General features: G+C 73.2%; 18 protein-coding genes. 7 read left to right on the top strand and 11 right to left on the bottom strand.

Features of this window, described 5'->3' with window-relative positions; translation table 11 throughout:
- The first annotated feature begins 5 nt into the window (after window positions 1–5).
- A complete protein-coding gene (locus E5083_RS17600; RefSeq protein WP_135786657.1) occupies window positions 6–500 on the top strand; it encodes a DUF6328 family protein in 495 nt (164 codons plus the stop codon).
- Here E5083_RS17600 and E5083_RS17595 read toward each other — a convergent pair.
- The 6 genes from E5083_RS17595 to E5083_RS17570 all read right to left on the bottom strand — a co-directional run bounded on the left by E5083_RS17595 (window position 497) and on the right by E5083_RS17570 (window position 6577).
- Window positions 497–1150 (bottom strand): DUF2238 domain-containing protein, encoded by a 654-nt coding sequence (locus E5083_RS17595; protein ID WP_208754076.1) that lies wholly within the window; start codon window positions 1148–1150, stop codon window positions 497–499. The genes E5083_RS17600 and E5083_RS17595 overlap by 4 nt on opposite strands.
- 99 nt (window positions 1151–1249) lie before the next feature.
- Window positions 1250–2284 (bottom strand): hypothetical protein, encoded by a 1035-nt coding sequence (locus E5083_RS17590; protein ID WP_135786656.1) that lies wholly within the window; start codon window positions 2282–2284, stop codon window positions 1250–1252.
- 115 nt (window positions 2285–2399) lie between these two features.
- The gene (locus tag E5083_RS17585; protein WP_135786655.1) at window positions 2400–3398 is read right to left on the bottom strand and encodes a polyprenyl synthetase family protein; all 999 of its coding nucleotides are present in this window, start codon (window positions 3396–3398) and stop codon (window positions 2400–2402) included.
- A complete protein-coding gene (locus E5083_RS17580; protein WP_135786654.1) occupies window positions 3395–4435 on the bottom strand; it encodes a tetratricopeptide repeat protein in 1041 nt (346 codons plus the stop codon). The genes E5083_RS17585 and E5083_RS17580 overlap by 4 nt, the downstream gene beginning before the upstream one ends.
- A gap of 177 nt (window positions 4436–4612) precedes the next feature.
- Window positions 4613–5290: an AIM24 family protein gene (locus E5083_RS17575; RefSeq protein ID WP_135786653.1), complete on the bottom strand. Its 678-nt coding sequence runs from the start codon at window positions 5288–5290 to the stop codon at window positions 4613–4615.
- Between the two features lie 72 nt (window positions 5291–5362).
- A complete protein-coding gene (locus E5083_RS17570; RefSeq protein ID WP_135786652.1) occupies window positions 5363–6577 on the bottom strand; it encodes a serine hydrolase domain-containing protein in 1215 nt (404 codons plus the stop codon).
- Window positions 6578–6891: 314 nt separating this feature from the next.
- Here E5083_RS17570 and E5083_RS17565 point away from each other — a divergent pair, with 314 nt between their 5' ends.
- Both E5083_RS17565 and E5083_RS17560 read left to right on the top strand, forming a co-directional pair.
- Complete coding sequence (locus tag E5083_RS17565) at window positions 6892–8688, top strand: M4 family metallopeptidase (RefSeq protein ID WP_167513566.1); 1797 nt, start codon at window positions 6892–6894, stop codon at window positions 8686–8688.
- Between the two features lie 145 nt (window positions 8689–8833).
- Window positions 8834–10042 carry an SGNH/GDSL hydrolase family protein gene (locus tag E5083_RS17560; RefSeq protein ID WP_135786650.1) on the top strand — a complete coding sequence of 403 codons (1209 nt, stop codon included), beginning with the start codon at window positions 8834–8836 and terminating at the stop codon, window positions 10040–10042.
- Window positions 10043–10049: 7 nt separating this feature from the next.
- On the opposite strand, the gene E5083_RS17555 is transcribed toward E5083_RS17560, so the two are convergent.
- Genes E5083_RS17555 through E5083_RS17545 form a run of 3 tightly spaced genes read right to left on the bottom strand, consistent with a single transcriptional unit; the run spans window position 10050 to window position 13539 of the window.
- Entirely contained in the window at window positions 10050–10400 is a 351-nt protein-coding gene (locus tag E5083_RS17555; RefSeq protein WP_135786649.1) for a UBP-type zinc finger domain-containing protein, read from the bottom strand.
- Complete coding sequence (locus E5083_RS32025; protein ID WP_135786648.1) at window positions 10397–11866, bottom strand: ATP-binding protein; 1470 nt, start codon at window positions 11864–11866, stop codon at window positions 10397–10399. The genes E5083_RS17555 and E5083_RS32025 overlap by 4 nt, the downstream gene beginning before the upstream one ends.
- Window positions 11863–13539 (bottom strand): NAD(P)/FAD-dependent oxidoreductase, encoded by a 1677-nt coding sequence (locus E5083_RS17545; protein WP_135786647.1) that lies wholly within the window; start codon window positions 13537–13539, stop codon window positions 11863–11865. Before E5083_RS17545 ends, E5083_RS32025 begins: the two co-directional genes overlap by 4 nt.
- A 163-nt stretch (window positions 13540–13702) precedes the next feature.
- On the opposite strand from E5083_RS17545, the gene E5083_RS17540 reads away from it, so the two are divergent.
- The gene (locus E5083_RS17540) at window positions 13703–14587 is read left to right on the top strand and encodes a universal stress protein (protein WP_135786646.1); all 885 of its coding nucleotides are present in this window, start codon (window positions 13703–13705) and stop codon (window positions 14585–14587) included.
- Window positions 14588–14591: 4 nt separating this feature from the next.
- On the opposite strand, the gene E5083_RS17535 is transcribed toward E5083_RS17540, so the two are convergent.
- Both E5083_RS17535 and E5083_RS17530 read right to left on the bottom strand, forming a co-directional pair.
- Complete coding sequence (locus tag E5083_RS17535; RefSeq protein WP_135786645.1) at window positions 14592–15338, bottom strand: MBL fold metallo-hydrolase; 747 nt, start codon at window positions 15336–15338, stop codon at window positions 14592–14594.
- A 57-nt stretch (window positions 15339–15395) separates the two neighbouring features.
- On the bottom strand, window positions 15396–16025 hold the full coding sequence (locus E5083_RS17530; RefSeq protein WP_135786644.1) for an alpha-ketoglutarate-dependent dioxygenase AlkB: 630 nt from the start codon (window positions 16023–16025) through the stop codon (window positions 15396–15398).
- A 147-nt stretch (window positions 16026–16172) separates the two neighbouring features.
- Between E5083_RS17530 and E5083_RS17525 the strand changes: the two genes are divergently transcribed.
- The 3 genes from E5083_RS17525 to E5083_RS17515 all read left to right on the top strand — a co-directional run bounded on the left by E5083_RS17525 (window position 16173) and on the right by E5083_RS17515 (window position 20042).
- Window positions 16173–16787, top strand: a complete 615-nt coding sequence (locus E5083_RS17525; RefSeq protein WP_135786643.1) for a TetR/AcrR family transcriptional regulator — start codon at window positions 16173–16175, stop codon at window positions 16785–16787.
- A 37-nt stretch (window positions 16788–16824) separates the two neighbouring features.
- A complete protein-coding gene (locus E5083_RS17520) occupies window positions 16825–18498 on the top strand; it encodes an FAD-binding dehydrogenase (RefSeq protein ID WP_135787022.1) in 1674 nt (557 codons plus the stop codon).
- 116 nt (window positions 18499–18614) lie between these two features.
- Entirely contained in the window at window positions 18615–20042 is a 1428-nt protein-coding gene (locus E5083_RS17515; protein WP_135786642.1) for a M1 family metallopeptidase, read from the top strand.
- Window positions 20043–20045 lie beyond the last annotated feature (3 nt).

Here is a 20045-nt window from a genome sequence, read left to right as displayed (position 1 = left end):
ACCGCATGACCGAGGAGGCACCGCGCAGGGGGCGGGACGAGACCAGGGAAGAGCGGGCCGACCGCAAGTGGGGCGAGCTGATCCAGGAGGTACGTGTCGCGCAGACCGGCGTACAGATCCTCTTCGGCTTCCTGCTGACGGTGGTCTTCCAGCCCAAGTACGCCCAGCTCTCCAGCGCCGACCAGATCATCTACATCATCACCGTGGTCCTGGGGGCCTGTGCGACCGGCGCCCTCATCGGCCCCGTCTCATTGCACCGCCTGGTCTCCGGGCGCCGGGTGAAACCGCAGGCGGTAAAGCTGGCAGGGCGGCTGACCTTCATCGGCCTGGTGCTGCTCCTGGCCACCATGGCCTGCTCGCTGCTCCTGATCCTGAGGGTGGCCACCCACGACGGCTATGTGCCGTGGCTGGTCGGCGCCGTCGTCTTCTGGTACCTGGTCTGTTGGTACGGCCTGCCGATATGGGCCCGCCTCCGGCACACCGACCCCGAGGACCGCTAACGCCCGGTACGGGCCGCGAGGGCCGTCAGGGAGCGGTCGTGGGCCCGGCTGAGCAGGAGCAGGGAGAGCACGGAGCCGATCAGCGCGCAGAACATGTCCCACTGGGTGTCCCACACATCGCCCTGGGTCGCGAGGAACGCGTCGGCTCCGTGCCCGCCGATCACGGCGGCCAGCCACTCCAGCAGCTCGAAGCAGGCGCTGAAGGCCAGGCAGGCGCAGACCGTCAGCGGGGCCAGCCAGCGGCTGCCGCGCAACGGTGAGGTACGGGAGAGCAGCTCCCGTACCAGGATCGCCGGGACGAAGCCCTGCATCAGATGCCCGAACCGGTCGTACGGATTGCGGCTCAGGTGCAGGGTGTCCCGCACCCAGTCGCCCGCCGGGACCTGCGCGTAGGTGTAGTGGCCGCCGACCGCCAGCACCAGGGCGTGCGCGGCGAGCAGACCGCACAGCAGCCCGGTGAGCGGGAAGCGCCGCCAGAGCAGCACCACCAGGGGCAGGCCGATCATGACCCAGAAGGTCTCCAGGAGCCACGTCGTACGGTCCCGCGCGCCCCACGCGGAGACGGCCAGACCCACGGTGGCCACGCCCGCGAACACGACGGGCGGCACCGTGCGGCGGACGGTCGGCCGGTCGGGGTGGACTGCGGTCATGGCGGGCTCCAGAGGCTGGACGGTGTCGGTCGCCCCATCGTCCGGCCGCCCGGTGCGCGGGGGCATGAGTACCGGTACTCATGCCCCCGCCGTGCGTCCCTAGGGCTTGTCCCCCACGGCGCCGCGCAGCGCGGTGAGGCAGGAGCCGATGGCCTGCTGCAGCTCCTCCAGGCGCCGGACCATGTCGTCCTCGTAGAAGTCCTGGGCGTCGTCGAAGGTCAGCTCCTCGAAGGCGCGGGTCGCCTTCTGCAGGCTGCCGTAGAACTTGGTGCGCCGCTCCTGCACCCGGAGTTCGGGGTCGGCCTCGACGGTGTCGGCGACCAGCGTCTTCAGCGTGTCGTACGCCTCCACCGCCCACTCGCCGGTGTCCTCGTCGTCCTCCAGCTCGTCGATCAGCGACAGATGGCGCTCGGCCTCCTCGCGCAGCTCGGCGGGGGCCTCGACGGTCTGCCCGGCCGGGGTCCTGATCTGCCCGGACTCCGCGATCTGCCGGACGTAGCCGATCTTGTCGGCGGCGCGGCTCTCGGTGGCGACGGCTTTCTTCAGGTCGTCGGTGCGCACCACGTCCCGCGCCAGCTCGGCCTGCAGCTCCGGGTCCTCCTTGATCCGGTCCAGCAGGGCGGAGCGGGCCGCGCGGGCGGTGGAGGGGTCGGCCAGGATGGCGGCGCGCAGCGCGGTCGGGTTCTCGGCCACCTCCAGCGCCTTGGTCGGCCGGATGCCCTCGGCCTCGGCGGCCTCCGCGATGGCCGTACCGCGCTCGGAGGTGGCGCTGCTGCGGGACGAGTAGTAGCTCAACCAGACGTCGGAGTCCGGGAGTTGGACGTCCTGGCCCGGCTGAAGCGTCTCGAACTGCGGGACCAGGCCGTCGTCGGCGGCCCGGTCCCACGCCCGGTAGTAGCGCATGACCCGCTCCGGGGAGCACTCCGCCAGCTCCGCGAACTCCTTCGCGGACACCTTCGGGGTCTCCCCGGCCGCCTGTCCGCCCGGCCGCACGCTGCGCGCCACCATCAGCGCGAAGGCCCAGCCGCCGGTGCGCGCGTACACCCCGAACTCGCGGGCGTCGCGCGCCACGAGGTCGGACAGGGGCGCCGGTGCGGCGGCGGTCGTCTCGGAGGGGTCGATGGCCAGGGTCACGGATGGCTCTCCTGCGTACGGGGGCTCGATGGTGCGGCCACCCGGCCGGCCGGGCGCCGAGGGCAGCCTATATGGCCCGATAGGCGATGTTTGGCTGCCGCCCGTACCGGCCGTCTCAGCGTTCGCGGTCCGTGAGCGCGTCCAGCAGGGCCCCCAGCTCGGCCGCCGCGCCCGGCTCCAGCGGCAGCCTGTCGAGCAGCGTACGGGCGGCGGCCAGGTGCGCGCGGGCCTCCGCCAGGGCCGCGGCCCGGCCGCCCGCCGCCTCGATCAGCGCCGCCGCCTCCGCCGTACGGTGCCGACGGAGCAGGCCGGGCAGCCGGGCGCCCTCGGGGGCGGCGAGCGCGGCCAGCACCGGGTACGTCCTCTTGCCCTCGCGCAGGTCCCCGCCCACCGGCTTGCCGGTGACCTCGGGGCGGCCCCAGATGCCCAGCACGTCGTCCGCGAGCTGGAAGGCGACCCCCGCGTGCCGTCCCGCCCGGTCCAGCGCGGCGACGACCGGACGCGGAGCCCCGCCCAGCAGCGCGCCGAGTGCGAGCGAACAGCCCAGCAGCGCACCCGTCTTGCCCTCCGCCATCACCCGGTACTCCTCGGGCGTCACCGCCTCCGGGCCGGTCCACGGCCGCGAGGCGAACAGCAGGTCGTCGGCCTGCCCCCGCATCACGTCCGCCAGCGCGCCCGACAGCAGCCGCACCCCGCCGGGCACATCGGCCAGGACGCCGACGGCCAGCGCGAACAGGGCGTCCCCGGCGAGGACGGCGGGACCCGTGCCGTACGCCTTCCACAGCGCGGGGCGGCCGCGCCGGTTGGCGTCGCCGTCCATGATGTCGTCGTGCAGCAGCGAGAAGGCGTGCACCAGCTCCACCGCGACCGCGCCCGGCACCCCCGCCCCGGCGTCCGCGCCGGCCGCCCGCGCCCCGAGCACGGCCAGCGCCTGCCGCACCCCCTTGCCGCCGGCCTCGGCGCCCTCGCGCCAGCCGAAGGAGTACGCGGCCATCTCGGCCAGCCACGGATGCAGCCCGGCGACCGCCTCCCGCAGCGCGGGCCGTACCAAGTCACGGGTGCCGGAGAGGACTTGGGCCGCCGAGATCCGCTCCGCGCGGAACACCGCCGTCACCGGGCGCCCTCCGCCTCGGGCACGAACTCGGCCTGCGCCCGCGCCACCATCTCCCGCGCGTGCCGCAGCCCCGAGCGCTCCAACACCACGGACAGCTCGGCCAGTTCGGCCGCCGTCTCCCCCGGGTCGCGGCCGAGCCGGGCCAGCGACTTGGCCAGACCGAGGCGGGACAGCGCCTCGCCACGGGGTTCGTCCATCGTGCGGAACTCGGACAGCGCCAGGCCGTACAGGTCCCGCGCCTCCTCGTAACGCCCGGCACGGTAGAGGACGTTGCCGCGCATCTTGTGGTTGTAGGCGAGCGCGCTGGACAGGTTCATCGTCCGGCACGTCTCCTCCGCCCGCGACAGCAGCTCCAGCGCCCGGCCGGTGTCCCCGTCGCGCGCCGAGAGGATGTCCGCGAGCCCGCGCAGCGCCCAGGCGTGACCGCGCCGGTCGTCGGCGCGCTCGGCTATCTCCGCCGCCTCCTCGAACAGCGCGTACGCCCCCTCGAAGTCACCGGTGTTGCGGTGCATCTGGGCGATGCCCTCCAGCGCCCACACCGTGTGCCGGGCCTCGCCGCGCCTGCGGGCCTCGGCCAGCAGTTGTTCGTGCAGCCGGCCCACCGCCGCGTAGTCGCCCTGGATGCGCCCCGTCTCCGCGAGCCCGGCCAGCGAGTAGCCCCGGACCACGATGTCACCGCCGCGCTCGCCGAGTTCGGCCGCCAGCCCCAGCAGCCGCCAGGCCAGCGGGAACGCCCCGCGCTGCCGGGCCAGCGTGCCCCCGCTCCACAGCGCCCACGCCATCGCCCCGGTGTCCCCGGCCGTACGGGCCGCGCGGTAACTCGCCTTCCACGCCCGGTCGGCCTCCGCCGTGCTGCCGAGCCGGCGGTGCGCCTCGGCGACCGCGAGACCGCAGCGGGCCACCTCGGCGGGGTGCCCGGCCCGCTCGGCCTCGCGCAGCCGCTCCAGCCCCTCGGCGAGCACCTCGGTCAGCGAGGAATTGACGGACAGGGTGGTCAGGGCGCCCTGATACTCCGGGGCGAAAGCCTTGCCGTACATGTGAACCCTTCTATACACCACGTGTATACGCGCCGCGAATAGCACGCGGGCGAATCGCCCCGGTCCACCGGGGGAGCCGGGGCGTGGTCGGTCGTGGGGCAAGACGCGGGTACGGCGACGGGGGTTGCCCGTGCGACGCGGATCACTCCGAGTGGCGCGGGGAACCCCCGTACAGAATCAGTGCTGTTGGGGCTTCTGCGGGGTGGCCTCGCTGGGCCGGACCACCACGACGCCCTCGCCCTGGAGCATGAGCTGGACGGCTTCGCCCGAACCGCCGCGCAGCATCGAGCCGATGGACTGCGAGCGGTGCAGCGAGGTGCGCAGGTTCGCGGTCCAGCCGACCACCGCGTCCGTGTCGACATACACCGGCGCCTGCTCGGAGACCGGGATCACCAGCGGGTTGCCCTCGCACATCAGGCCGAGTCTGCCGTGCCCGCTGAAGACGCTGTTGAACAGGCCGCCGCCCGCGATGCCGGAGCCCTTCACCGTCTTGATCTCGTAGGACAGCGAGGCGTCGAAACACAGCACGTTGCGGCCGTTGACGGTGAACTGGTCGCCGGGCTCCACCTCGACGATGAAACAGTTCTGCGCCTCGTGCGCGAACCACGCCTCGCCCCGCCCGCGCACCACCATCAGGGGCAGCCCCTCGCCGGTCACCGCGCGCTTGAGCATGCCGCCCACGCCCTGGCCCTTGCGCTCGAACTGGAGGCTGCCCCGGTGGGCGATCATCGCGCCCTGGCGGGCGAGCATCTCACCGTCCACCGCGTATCTGACGCACTTGCCGTTCTCTATCGCCATCCCCGGCTCGACGGCCGGACGGACCATGTGCTCACTGGAAAAGAGGTCACCCTTCATGAGCGCATGGTGTCCCGGACGGACCCGTTCCGCCAAGATCACGCGAGCGACGGGGCGTCCGGGACGGGGAGTTCAGCGCGCCGGGGAGGCCGGGGCGATGTCCGCGTTGCGCTCCACCAGCGCCGGGCCGCGCCGCTGCTTGGCGCTCTTGCCGCAGAACGCCGGCTCCAGGGCGCCCGCCAGCGCGTTGAGGACCTTGCCGTTGTTGGAGGTGGTGGCCACCGCCGTCAGCGCCCGCTTGCCGTCCTTCGTGGCGAACGCGTAGGTGTAGTAGCCCTGTACGGCGCCCGTGTGCCCGTACACCGACACCCCGCAGGACAGGTCCCGGCGGCGCAGACCCAGGCCGTAGGCGGTGGTGGCGTCGACCTTGGTGAAGCGCTCCATCTGCGCCAGTTGGGCGGCGGAGAGCAGCTTGCCGCCGAGCAGCGCCGCGTAGAAGGTGTTGAGGTCCTTGGCGGTGGAGATGACGGCGCCCGCGCTCTGCGCCCAGGACACGGTCTGCTCGGTCGCGTCGACCAGCGGGTCGCCGGACCGGTCCGGGGTCAGATAGCCGCGCGCGAACCGGCCGGGGATCCTGGTGTCCGGGTGGACGTAGAAGGTGTCCCGCAGCGTCAGTGGGCCCATGATCCGGTTCTGGTACGCCTCCTTGACCGGGCGTCCGGTGAGCTTCTCGATGAGCATGCCCGCCACCACGAAGTTGGTGTTGGAGTACGAGTAGGCCGCGCCGGGCGCGTTGACGCGCGGCTTCTTCAGGGACAGCGCGACCAACTGGGGGTAGGTGAACACCTTGTTCCGCACGGCCTCGAAGCCGGAGACGCTCTGGGCGAACATGTCGTTGGTGTAGTCGTACAGCCCGCTGCGGTGGCTCAGCACGTGCCGCACGGTGATGGCGTCGCCCGGCAGCAGCTTCGGCAGGTACCGGTTCACCGGGGCGTCCAGGTCCAGCTTGCCCTCGTCGGCCAGTTGGAGCAGGACGACCGAGGAGAACGTCTTGGTCACGCTGCCGATGCGGAACCGGTCGGCGGTGCTGGCCGCGCGGCCGGTGCCCCGGTCGGCGACGCCCCGGCTGATCAGATGGCTGCGGCCCTGGTCGTCGATCCGGGCCAGCGCGGCCGGGGCGCCCTGGGCGCGGACCGTGCGCAGCACCCCGTCCACGCCCGCCGTGTCGGGCGCGGGGAGCGCGGCCGCCGCACTCTTCTCCCCGGTCGCCGCCTGTGCCGGGACGACGAGGAGCGACAGCGCCACCGCCCCGAGTACCGCGCTCCTGCCCACCGTTGCCGAGACCATCAGGCCACCACTCCCGTCCACACCGCCGTTGCTGCGACATGCGTCACATTCCGGCCTGGAACCTAGGGGATTGACGGCCCGTCTCCCCAGTCGACACACAGTCGGCCATGCGGTGATCACTCCGGGGTGTCCTTTGGGTAAAGGATTGTCCCGGAGAACAGCGAAATGGATCATTCCTTCTTTACGTGGCCATGACTCATCCGAAAGGGTGAACCTTCGGGGCGCGATCCGCCTGCCCCGATGGCCGCCCAACGGCGCCATGTGTCACGGCGTCCGGCATGCCCGGCCGCCGTCGAACGAAGGAACAACCCCTGGTGCGCAGACCGCACATACGCAGTGTGGCCGTCGCCGTCGCGGTGGCGACGGCGGCCACGGGCCTGGCCGGCACGGCCTTCGCCCGCCCCGCGCCCTCGACGGCCCGCACGGCCGCCGAAGGCGTCCGGACCGCCGCACGGACCGCCCCCGTGGTGAACGCCGCCCGCGCGGCCGCCGTCGCCCACGCCGACGCCTCCGGGGTCGGCACGGGTGACGAACTCCGCGTGCAGGACGTCATGTTCGACCCCGAGGGCGGCCGTCACGTCCGCTTCCAGCGCGCCCACAGCGGCATGCCGGTGCTCGGCGGCGACCTGGTCGTCCACCTCGACCGGCAGCTCGCCTACACCGGCGTGACCACCGCGGCCGGCCAGTCCGTCCAGGCCACCGCCTCCGACGCCCGGATCACCCCCAGGCAGGCAGCCGCCAAGGCGGCCGACGCCGCCGAGGGTGACGCCGGGACCGCCGAACTCGTCGTCGACGCGCGCGACGGCGAGACCGCCCTCGCCTACCGGGTCACCGTCACCGGCAGTGCCCTGGACGGCGCGAGCGGCACCCGCACGGTCGTCGTGGACGCCGTCACCGGCGAGGTCCGCAGCAACGCCCCGGACGCGGACGAGTTCCTCTCGCCGAAGCTCCGCAAGGCGCTGCGGGCGCGCGGCGAGACGGTCACCCCGTCCACCTCCGCCCAGAGTGCGCCGAGCCTCCTCGCGGGCATCACCTCGGGTGCCTCGGGCTACCCGGCGACCGCGCGCGGCACCGGCAAGACCCTGTTCGCGGGCAGCGTCCCGCTGACCACCACGCAGACCTCGCGCGGCCACTTCCAGCTCAAGGACCCCACCCGGTACAACACCGAGACGCGGGACGCCAAGGGCAAGTACACCGAGTCCTTCGGCAGCGGCACCGCGATCACCGGTACCGGCAACGTCTGGGGCAACGGGAGCACGAGCAACCGCAACAGCGCGGCCGCCGACGCCCAGTACGGCATCACCAAGACCCTGGACTTCTACAAGAAGACCTTCAACCGGTCGGGCATCGCCAACAACGGCAAGGCCGCCCGCGCGATGGTCCACTGGGGCCGCGGGGTCGGCAACGCCTTCTGGGACCCGGCGTGCGGCTGCATGCTGTACGGCGACGGCGACGACATGATCAAGAAGCCGCTGGTCGTCCTCGACGTCACCGGGCACGAGCTGACCCACGGCGTGGTCGACGCCACCGCCAAGCTGGAGCCGACCTACGTCGACCGCGACGGCAACCAGTACGGCGAACCGGGCTCGCTCAACGAGTCCCTCGCTGACATCTTCGGCTCCAACGTGGAGTTCTTCGCCGCCAACGCGAAGAACCCGCCGAACTACCTGCTGGGCGAGAAGCTGGGCCTGAAGCAGAAGTTCCTGCGCCGTCTCGACCGCCCCTCCCTGGACAAGCTGGAGGGCACCGTCGACTACTGGTCGAAGGCCACGTACGACACCGAGGTGCACGCCGGTTCCGGCGTCTCCTCGCACGCGTACTACCTCCTCGCCGAGGGCAGCGGCAAGAAGAAGATCGGCGGCGTCTCCTACGACTCGCCGACCTACGACGGCGGCGCCGTCAAGGGCATCGGCCGCGCCAAGGCCACGGCGGTCTTCTACCGCGCCCTGACCCGCTACATGGTCTCCACCACCGACTTCCACGACGCCCGTGTGGCGACGCTGAACGCGGCCAGGGACCTGTACGGCGCGACGAGCACCGAGTACCGGACCGTCGACCGGGCCTGGGCCGCGGTCAACGTCAAGGCCGCCAACACCCCGGCGAACCGCTGACGCACCCCGGCTCCGACAAGGCCCCGTCCCGCCCTCGTGCGGGGCGGGGCTGTTGTGCTTGAGCGGACACGGAACGTACCGAGGTGCGGGGCGCGGGCGTCGGCGGGACCATCACAGGCATGGGCCAGACGAAGGAACCGGCCAGGTGAGCGGCCGGGGGAGAGCGTGCCGGGCGGCCGCCGTCCTGCTGCTCGCCCTCGCCGGTCAGGCGACGCCCGCCCCGGCGGCCACCCCGCCGGCCGGGGCCACCGTGCGCGGCTCCGGCGTGGTCACCTGGGCCGCGAGCGCCCAGCGCGTCGGACAGGGCGCCGACCGGGCCTACCGGCTGATCGTGAAGGTCAGCGCGGGCGGGAGCGACCTGCGCGTGAGGCTGTCCAACGCCTACGGGGACCGACCGCTCACCGTCGACTCCGCCCACGCGGGCCTCCAGGCCGAGGGGGCCGCGCTCAAGCCCGGCAGCAACCGGGCGCTCACCTTCGGCGGCAAGCACACCGTCACTGTCCCTCCGGGCGAGGCCGTCTGGAGCGACCCGCTGCCCGGCCGCGTCCCCGCCGGGGCCCGCCTCGCCGTCAGCCTGCGCACTCCGGACGCCCGGGGGCCCGCCACCGGCCACGAGATGGCCCTCACCACCTCCTACCTCGGCCGGGACGCCGACCCCGGCGCTGACGGCGACACCGGCTGGGCGCTGACGACCGGTTCCTGGTGGTATCTCGACGCCGTCTCCGTACGCCCCGCGCACCCCCGTACCGGCGCGGTCGTCGCGCTCGGGGACTCCATCACCGACGGGTGGGGGTCCACGCCCGGACTCGACCGGCGCTGGCCCGACGACCTCGCCCGGCGGCTGCGCGCGGACGGCATGGGCGTCGCCAACGAGGGGATGTCCGGCAACCGGGTCCTCAGCGACAACAACGGCGGCCCCAGCGCCGGGCGCCGCCTGGAGCGGGACGTGCTCTCCCAGCCCGGTGTGCGCACGGTGATCCTCTACGAGGGCGTCAACGACCTCAAGGCGCACCAGGGCGCGAGCGCGGACGAGATCGTCGCGGGCTACCGGGAGATCACGAAGCGGGCCCACGCGGCGGGCCTGTGCGTGGTCGGCGCCACCGTCGCGCCCTTCAAGGGCTGGCTCCAGTGGGACCCGAAGGCCGAGGCGGTGCGCCGGGAGGTCAACCACCGGGTGCGCACCGGCGGCGACTTCGACGCCGTCGCCGACATCGACCGCGCGCTGCGCGACCCCCGCGACCCCGCCCGGCTGCGCCCCGACCTGGACAGCGGCGACCACCTCCACCCCGACGACGACGGCATGCGCGCCATCGCCGGGGCGGTCGACCCGCCGAGCCGGGACTGCCGGCGCTGACGCCGGGTCAGCTCAGCAACCGCGCCCAGTCGGCCGGGACCCGTCCGGCCGGGCCCGGCACCGGCTGGTCGGCCGGGTGGCTCTCGGGCGGGGCCAGCGTGGGGCCGGACTCGTACAGTTCCTTCGTGGCGTAGTTCCAGAACCAGTCCTCGCCCGGCTCGAAGCTGCGCAGCACCGGATGGCCGGTCTCCCGGTAGTGCGCGGTGGCGTGCTTGCCCAGCGAGTCGTCACAGCACCCGATGTGCCCGCACCGCGCGCAGCGGCGCAGATGGAACCACCAACTGTCCGCCTTCTCGCACTCCTCGCACCCCGTACCGCTCGGCGGCACGGACGGGTCGATCGCGGTGTCCTCACTCATGCGCCCTCCTGGGCTCTCGGGGTCTCGCCGGACGTGGCGTCCGCGGTCAGTGGCAGGCGGACCTGGAAGCGGGTGTCGCCGGGGGCCGACTCCAGCCGCAGGGTGCCGCGGTGCTTGTCGACGACGATCCGCCGCGAGATGTCCAGCCCCAGACCGGTACCCGCGCCGACCGGCTTGGTGGTGAAGAACGGGTCGAAGATCCGCTCCCGGATCTCGGGCGGCACACCGGGCCCGGTGTCCGCGAACTCCACCAGCGCCAGCTCGCCGTCCCGCGCCGTCCGCACGGTCAGCGTGCCCCCGCCGCCGTCCTGGGTCATCGCGGACACCGCGTTGTCGATCAGGTTGGTCCACACCTGGTTCAGCTCCGCCGGATAGCCCGGCAGCGAGGGCAGCGTACGGTCGTAACTGCGCACCACCTCGATGTGCGGGCCGAGTTTGCCGGAGAGCATCAGCAAGGTGCTGTCGAGGAGTTCGTGCACGTCCACCACGCGGAACGGCGCCCGGTCGAGCTGGGTGTACTGCTTGGCGGCGTCGACCAGTTGGGAGACGCGGGTGGTGGCGTCCTCGATCTCGTTCATCAACAGCTCGGTCTCGATGGTGTAGTTGAGCCAGCCCACCGCGCCGCCCAGGATCTCCTGGTCCACCGCGCTGGCCACCCGCTCCAGCCAGTCGGCGTCCAGCCCGGCTTGCACGAACACCGGGGCGAGCCGCCAGCCGTCCTCGATGCCGTGGTCGGTCAGCCAGTCCGCGAGCGCGTCCTCCCGGTCGGCCGCCTCCAGCGGACCCAGCACCGGCGCCTTGGCGACCCGCTCGGCGGTGCGCTCCTGGATCTCGATCAGGCTCGCCAGCGCGTCACGGGAGAACGGCCCCTCCGCGATCAGCGCCAGCTTGTGCCGCATCCGCGCCACCCGTTCCCGCAGGGTGGAGGTGGCCCGTACCGCGGCCGCCGCCGGGTTGTTCAGCTCATGGGTGAGCCCGGCCGACAACGAGCCCAGCGCCAGCAGCCGTTCGCGCTGCCCGATGGCCGCCTGGGTGCTCTTGGAGCCGAAGAACAGCCCCTCCAGCAGATGCACCGCCATCGGGAACCAGGCCCGCATGACCTCCGCGAACACCGGCGCGGGCAGCACGAAGAACCGGGTCGGCTCCGTCACCCGCATCGAGTTGTTGTACAACTGCCGCACCCGGTCCCCGAGATACGCCTGCATCGCGCCGCCGTACACCCCGCGCTGGGTGGTCCGGGACACCGCCACGTCCTCGGCGCCGATCCGCCGCGAGAGCACGACCGCGCCCTCGATCAGGACGTAGAAGCAGGTCGCCGGGTCGCCCTCGGTGTACACCGGGCCCGGTTCGAACAGCTCCACCCGGCCCTCCCGGCACAGCCGGCCCAACTGCTCGGGCGACAGCCGCTCGAACAGGAACAGGCTGCCGATCTCGCCGGGGCTGCACGGCAGCGGGCGCCCGTTCACGACTGCTCCAGATACCGGTGGACGAGCATCACGGCCATGGCTCCCTCTCCTACGGCGGACGCGACCCGCTTGGCCGACTCGGCGCGTGCGTCGCCCGCCACGAACACGCCCGGCACACTGGTCTCCAGGTGGTACGGCGGCCGGTCCAGCTCCCAGTCCGCCGGCAGCTCCCCGTCCACGGTCAGGTCCGGGCCGGCCAGGATGAACCCCCGCCCGTCCCGGCGTACGGTCCCGTCCAGCCAGCCGGTCAGCGGGGCGGCGCCGATGAACACGAACATCCACTGCGCCTCGACCTGGTCGGCCTCACCGGTGTCCACCCGGCGCAGGGTCAGCCGCTCCAGCCGGTCCGAGCCGTGCGCCGCCTCCACCTCCGTGCGGGCGCGCACCGCGATGTTCGGGGCCTCGGTGATCTGCTGGACCAGGTAGTGCGACATCGACGCCGACAGATCGGGCCCGCGCACCAGCAGCGTCACCGACTTGGCGAACCGGGACAGGTACATCGCCGCCTGCCCGGCCGAGTTGGCGCCGCCCACGATGAACACGTCGTGCCCCTGGCAGGACGGCGCCTCGGTCAGCGCCGCGCCGTAGAACACCCCGCAGCCGGTGAGCCCCGCGCAGCCCTCGGCGGTCAGGCGCCGGTACTGCACCCCGGTCGCCAGGATCACGCTGTGCGCGCCGATCGCGGAACCGTCCGCGAACCGCACGACCCGCGCCGCGCCGTTGACCTCCAGTCCCGTCACCTCGCGCGCCGTGAGGATCTCCGCGCCGAACCGGGTCGCCTGGCGGCGGGCGCGGTCGGTGAGCTGGGCGCCGGAGACGCCGTCGGGGAAGCCGAGGTAGTTCTCGATGCGGGAGCTCTGCCCGGCCTGGCCGCCCGTCGCCGAGCGCTCCAGCAGCACCGTACGCAGGCCCTCCGACGCCCCGTACACCGCCGAGCCGAGCCCGGCCGGGCCGCCGCCGATCACTATGAGGTCGTAGAAGTCGGCGGTCGGGGTCGTCGCCAGGCCGACCCGCGCGGCCAGCTCCGGGGCCTCGGGCTCGACCAGCACCGCGCCGTCCGGGGTGATCACCAGCGGCAGCCGCAGGCCGTCCTGCCCGGCCGCCGCGAGCAACCGCCGCCCCTCCGCGTCCTCCACCGAGTACCAGCGGTAGGGCACCTGGTTGCGGGCCAGGAACTCCCGTACCTCCGACGACCGCGCCGACCAGCGGTGGCCCACCACCTTCATGAACGGCACCGGCCGGTAGTCCCCGGCCCGCCAGGCCGCCAGCAGGTCGTCCACCACCGGGTACAGCTTCTCCTCCGGCGGGTCCCAGGGCTTGAGCAGATAGTGGTCCAGGTCCACCACGTTGATCGCGTCGATGGCCGCCCCGGTGTCCGCGTACGCCGTCAGCAGCACGCGCCGGGCGCCCGGATAGACGTCCATCGCGCGCTCCAGGAACTCGATGCCGTTCATCACCGGCATCCGGTAGTCCGCCAGCAGCACCGCCACGGAGTCGCCGCGCAGCTTCAGCTCCCGCAGCGCCTCCAGCGCCGACGGTCCGGACTCCGCGCGCACCACGCGGTACGACGCGCCGTAACGGCGCCGCAGATCGCGGGCGACCGCGCGGGACACGCCCGGATCGTCGTCCACGGTCAGCAGGACGGTCCGGGCCGCGTCGGTCGGCTCTGCCATGCGTTCTCACCCCGGGCGGTCGGGTGCGCGTCCCGCCCATCGTATGTGCGTTTGTTCCGATTCGCCCCGGTGTGCTCCGGACGCCGAGTGGCGGGCGCACCCGCCCGCTGTGGCAGGGTCATGGCGACGACGGAACAGGCCGGACGACGAGGAGGCCCAACGCATGACACGCCCGATCACGGCAGGGGTGGACGGTACCGAGGAGAGCCTGGCCGCGCTGGACTGGGCGGCCCGCGAGGCCGTGCGCCGGGGGCTGCCGCTGCGCGTGGTGCACGCCTGGGAGGAGATCGGCGAACTGCCCGCCGACCGGGACACCCAGCGGGCCTGGGTCGAGGAGGGCATCGGCCGCGCCGTCGGCTCCCTCACCGAACGGCATCCCGGCCTGGACGCGACGCTCGAGCTGACCGAGGACGACGCGGTGGACGCGCTCCTCGCGGCCGGCGCGGACGCCGAGGCACTGGTCCTCGGCACCCGCGGGCACGGCGTGGTGGTCGGCTTCCTGCTCGGCTCGGTCGGCCTCCGGGTCGTCGCGGAGACCACCCGGCCGGTGATCCTGGTACGCGCCGGGGACCGCCCGGAGGCCGAGTCCGCCGGACGGGAGATCGTCGTCGGCCAGCACGGCACCCCGGAGGACAGCGCCGCCGCGCTCCGCTTCGCCTTCGAGACGGCGGCCGCCCGCGGTGCCACCCTCCGCGCGGTGCGCGCCTGGACCCTGCCGCCCGTCTTCGCCTACAGCCCCGGCTCGCTGAAGCTGCTGGACGAGGCGGGCGGCCTCGAACCGTACGAGAAGCGGGCGCTGGCCGACGCGCTGGCGCCCTGGCGGGAGCGGTTCCCCGGCGTGCCCGTCGCCGAGCACGTCGAGATGGGCAGCGCCGGGCAGGTGCTGGTCTCCCAGGCCACGCGGGCCCAGCTCCTCGTGGTGGGCCGACGGGCCCGCCGTACGGCGGTCGGCGCCCGGATCGGTTCGGTCGCGCACGGGGTGCTGCACCACGCGGGCAGCCCGGTCGCTGTCGTCCCGCAGGACCGGCCGGGCGCCGACCTGGCCTGACCGCTCAGGACGCCCGGTCGCGGGCCTGCTCGACGGCGGCCCGCACCGGGCCCCGGTACAGCGGGCCGTGGCCGGGCAGCAGGGCATCGCCCGCCAGCTCGGCGATCAGCGCCAGCGAGGTCACGGCCCGGTCCGTCTCGTGGTGGAAGAAGCCGTGCAGCATCTGCGGGCCCCGGACGCGGGAGGTCGCGTGCCCGGTGATCAGGGCGTCGCCGGAGATCACCACGCCCGCCTCGGGCAGGTGGTAGACGCAGTGCCCGTCGGTGTGGCCCGGCGTGTGCACGGGCACCGGGCGCCCCGGCAGATCGAGGGCGCCGCCGGACGCGAACGGCTCGGGCTTCACCACGGGGTTGTGCTCGGTGCCGCCCGCCTTGATGACCTGCGCCGCCCACGGCACGACACCGGGCCGCCAGGCGTTGCGCACCACGTCACCGATGGAGCACTGCTGGAGGAAGTCCCGCCGGGCGTGCGGGACTTCGGCCGGATGCAGCAGCACCGGCGTGCCGTGGACGTCGCGCAGGTACTCGGCCGAGCCCAGGTGATCGTTGTGCGCGTGGGTGATCAGCACCGCCGTCACCGCCTCCGGTGAACTGCCCACGGCGGCAAGGGAGTCGAGCAGTGCCTGCCGGTCTCCCGGATACCCGGTGTCGATGAGCGTGACGTCCGCACCGTCCTTCAGGATCACCCAGTTGACGTGGTGACCCCGCACCAGGTGGACGCCGTCCGCGACTTGCTCTGCCTGTGCCCGCATGTTCCCCTCGGATTCCGGCCGATGACGTGACCGGCGTCAGCCAATCAGATGCCGGGGTCAGCGCACTCCGCGAGGGCGGAACTGGATGCTGATCCGGGGCCCGGCGGCCCGCGCCGACTTGGGGACGCAGTGCTCCCAGGTGCGCTGGCAGGAGCCGCCCATCACGATCAGGTCGCCGTGCCCGAGCGGCCGGCGCACGGCCACCGCGCCACCGCCCGCCGGACGCAGCAGCAGATCGCGCGGGGCGCCGACCGAGAGAATGGCCACCATCGTGTCCTCCCGGCTGCCCCGCCCGATCCGGTCCCCGTGCCACGCCACGCTGTCCCGGCCGTCGCGGTAGTAGCACAGCCCGGCCGTGACGAACGGCTCGCCCAGCTCCGCCCCGTAGTGCGCCGAAAGCGCCTCGCGGGCCTCGTCCAGCACGGGGTGGGGGAGCGGGTCCCGGTCGCGGTAGAACGACAGCAGGCGCGGTACGGACACCACGTTGTCGTACATCCGGCGCTGCTCGGCCCGCCAGGGAACCTCGGCGGCGAGCTGCTCGAACAGCGCGTCGGCCCCGCTCAACCAGCCCGGCAGCACGTCGATCCACGCCCCGGAGCCCAGAACGGTCCGCCCCAGCCCGTCGAGAGGGCCGAGGCGCAACTCGTCGGCCTGGTCGAACAGCGAACCCTGGAGGTGCGTGGACATGGGGCCAGCGTACTCCTGAATCGAAAACGCGTTCTATTGATCTAGAGGGGCTCGCTCACGCGGCTTTGGCGGGACTCTTTCGATACATCGATGTATCGGATACGTTCCTGTATCGAAGTTTCCTGTATCGAGAGCGAGGTGCGGGCGATGACGGCCGGGGAGAAGGCGCCGCGGGTCACCAAGCGGCGGGCGCGGACGCGGGGCGAGTTGCTTGCCGCTGCCTTCGCGGTGTTCGCGGCCAAGGGGTTCGGGCGGGTCTCCATCGAGGAGGTCTGCGAGGCCGCCGGGTACAGCCGGGGAGCCTTCTACTCCAACTTCGCCACGCTGGACGAGCTGTTCTTCGCCCTGTACCAGGAGCGCGCCGACCTCATCGCCTCCCAGGTCGCCGAGGCGCTCGCCCAGGACGGGCCCGCGCTGGACGTGGCCGCCTCCGTGGACCGGGTCGCCGAGGTGCTCCTCCTCGACGTGGACTGGCTGCTGGTGAAGACCGACTTCCTGGTGCACGCCGCCCGCGACCCGGCCGTCGCCGAAACCCTGCTCCGCCACCGGGCCCGGCTGCGCGAGGCCGTCGCCGACCGGCTGCGCCGGGCCGAGGCCACCGCCACCCCGCCCGGCGGGGTGGACGCCGCCGCCCGCGCGGTCGTCGCCGCCTACGACGGCGTCACCGTCCAGCTCCTGCTGGACAAGGACGTCGACGCCGCCCGCGACTGGCTGAAACACCTGCTCACGCCGCTGCTGTCCGGCAGCAGCGACCCCGCATGAACCCGGAATGACCCCTGGAAGGAAGGACGAGGACTCCATGGACGCGGACGTCATAGTCGTGGGAGCGGGCCTGGCCGGCCTGGTCGCGGCGCACGAACTCACCAGCCGGGGCCGCAAGGTGGCCCTGCTGGACCAGGAGAACGCCGCCAACCTCGGCGGCCAGGCGTTCTGGTCCTTCGGCGGCCTCTTCCTGGTCGACTCGCCCGAACAGCGCCGCCTCGGCGTCAGGGACTCCCTCGACCTCGCCTGGAACGACTGGCGGGGCAGCGCCGGCTTCGACCGGCTGGACGACGAGGACTCCTGGGCGGTGCGCTGGGCCCGCGCCTACGTCGAGTTCGCGGCCGGGGAGAAGCGGTCCTGGCTGCGTGGCCACGGCATCGAGCTGCTGCCCACCGTCGGCTGGGCCGAGCGCGGCGACCTGCGCGCCGACGGCCACGGCAACTCCGTACCCCGCTTCCACGTCGCCTGGGGCACCGGCACCGGCGTGGTCGAGCCGTTCGTACGCTACGCCCGGCAGGCCGCGCGGGACGGCCTGCTGACCTTCCACCACCGCCACCGCGTCGACGAACTGCTCCTCGACGGCACCACCGCGCGCGGGGTACGCGGCACCCTGCTCGCCCCCGACGACTCGCCGCGCGGGGTGACCTCCAGCCGGGAGACGGCGGGGGAGTTCGAGCTGACCGCGCAGGCCGTCGTCCTCACCACCGGCGGCATCGGCGCCAACCACGACATCGTCCGCCGTTACTGGCCCGAGCGGCTCGGTACGCCCCCGGCCGACATGGTCACCGGCGTCCCCGCCTACGTCGACGGCCGCATGCTCGACATCAGCGCGGAGGCCGGCGTACGCCTGGTCAACCGGGACCGCATGTGGCACTACACCGAGGGCCTCGCCAACTGGGACCCGATCTGGCCCGGCCACGGCATCCGCGTGCTGCCCGGCCCGTCCTCCATCTGGCTCGACGCGCGCGGCCGCCGTCTGCCCGACCCCTGCCTGCCCGGCTACGACACGCTGAGCACCCTGCGCCACCTGCGCACCACCGAGGACATCGCGGGCCACGACCACTCCTGGTTCGTCCTCACCCGAAAGATCATCGAGAAGGAGTTCGCGCTCTCCGGCTCCGAGCAGAACCCCGACATCACGGCCAAGGACCGCAGGGCCGTCCTCCGCGACCGGGTGCTGGGCAAGGGCGCACCGGGGCCGGTGCAGGCGTTCCTCGACAAGGGCGAGGACTTCGTCACCGCCGGCACGCTGGAGGAACTGGTGGCCAGGATGAACGGCCTCACCGGCGAGACCCTGCTCGACCCCGCCGAGGTACGCCGGCAGATCGAGGCCCGCGACCTCCAGATGGCCAACCCCTACAGCAAGGACTCCCAGGTCCAGGGCATCCGCAACGCCCGCCGCTACATCGGGGACCGGCTCGGCCGGGTCGCCGCCCCGCACCGCATCCTCGACCCCGGGGCGGGCCCGCTCATCGGCGTCCGGCTGCGGGTGCTGACCCGCAAGACCCTGGGCGGCATCCAGACCGACCTCGACTCCCGCGCCCTCGGCCTCGACGGCAGCCCGGTCGACGGGCTCTACGCGGCCGGTGAGGTGGCCGGCTTCGGCGGGGGAGGGGTGCACGGCTACAACGCGCTGGAGGGCACCTTCCTCGGCGGCTGCCTGTTCTCCGGCCGCGCCGCGGGCAGAGCGGCGGCCCGGCAGACCGGCTGACGACGCCGGGTCAGTCGCCGAGGAGGTGCCGGGGGGCGACCGGGAGCGCAGGACAGCCAGGGGTCCGGCGCCCTAGTCTGTGGCGGAGCGATCATCGTCGTCCCGAAGGAGCGCACGTGACGTCCTCCCGCCGCCCGGCCGCACGACGCCGCACCGCCCTCCTCCGCCGCGAGACGGTCCTCGCCACGGTCCCCCTCGCGGTCGCCGCGCTCCTCGGCGCCGCCGCCCCGCTCGGCTCCGGCACCACCGGCGCGCCGGGCGCCGGCGACCCGTACTTCCCGCTGAGCGGCAACGGCGGCTACGACGTACGCCACTACGACCTCACGCTCGGCTACGACACGTCCTCCCGGCACCTCGACGGCACCGCCGTGCTCACCGCCCGCGCCACCCAGCGCCTCAGCCGCTTCGACCTGGACCTGAGCGGCCTCACCGTGACCTCCGTGCGCGTCGGCCGTGAGGACGCCCGCTTCACCCGCAAGGGCCAGGAACTCGTCGTCACTCCGAAGAGCACCCTGCGCGAGGGCCAGGAGTTCAAGGTCACCGTCCGCTACAACGGCAAGCCGAAGCCGGTCACCGAGCCGGACGGCTCGACCGACGGCTGGATTCCCACCGACGACGGCGCCTTCGTCGCGGGCCAGCCGCAGGGCGCCATGACCTGGTACCCGGCCGACAACCACCCGCTGGACAAGGCGTCGTACGACTTCACCATCACCGTCCCCGAGGGCCGTACCGCCGTCGCCAACGGCGTGCTGCGCGGCCAGCGCACCGAACACGGCCGCACCACCTTCCGCTGGCACCAGGCCGAGCCGATGGCCGCCTACCTCGCCACCGCCACCATCGGCACCTTCACGGTGCGGCGCAGCACCCTGCCCGGCGGCATCCAGCTCTACGACGCCGTCGACCCCAGGGAGGCCAGCGCCGCCGACCCGGTGATGAAGAAGCTGCCCTCGGTGCTGAAGTGGGAGGCCGGACTGTTCGGCCCCTACCCGTACCGCGCGGCCGGCTCGATCGTCGACCACGCCCCGGACGTCGGCTACGCCCTGGAGACCCAGACCCGCCCGGTGTACAGTGCGGCGCCCGACCTGGACACCCTCGTCCACGAGACCGCCCACCAGTGGTTCGGTGACTCCGTCTCGCTGACGAAGTGGCAGGACATCTGGCTCAACGAGGGCTTCGCCAGCTACACCGAGTGGCTCTACGAGGAGCAGCACGGCGGCGACAGCGCCCAGAAGACCTTCGACGGCCTGTACGCCCGCCCCGCCGAGGACAAGCTGTGGGCCTACCCGCCCGGCAATCCCGGTGACGGCGGCAAGATCTTCGGCGACCCCGTCTACGACCGGGGCGCGATGGCCCTGCACCAGGTGCGCAAGACCGTCGGCGACCGCGCCTTCCTCCGCATCCTGCGCCTCTGGGCCGCTCAGCACCGCGACGGCCACGGCACGACCGAGCAGTTCACCCGGCTCGCCGAGAAGGAGTCCGGCAAGAAGGTCGCCCCGGTGCTGCACACCTGGCTGTACACCAAGGGCAAGCCGAAGACCGCCTGACGG

It is taken from the genome of Streptomyces bauhiniae (genome assembly GCF_004784475.1).
Taxonomy (GTDB): Bacteria; Actinomycetota; Actinomycetes; order Streptomycetales; family Streptomycetaceae; genus Streptomyces; species Streptomyces seoulensis.
This window is presented reverse-complemented; position numbering and strand designations above follow the sequence as displayed.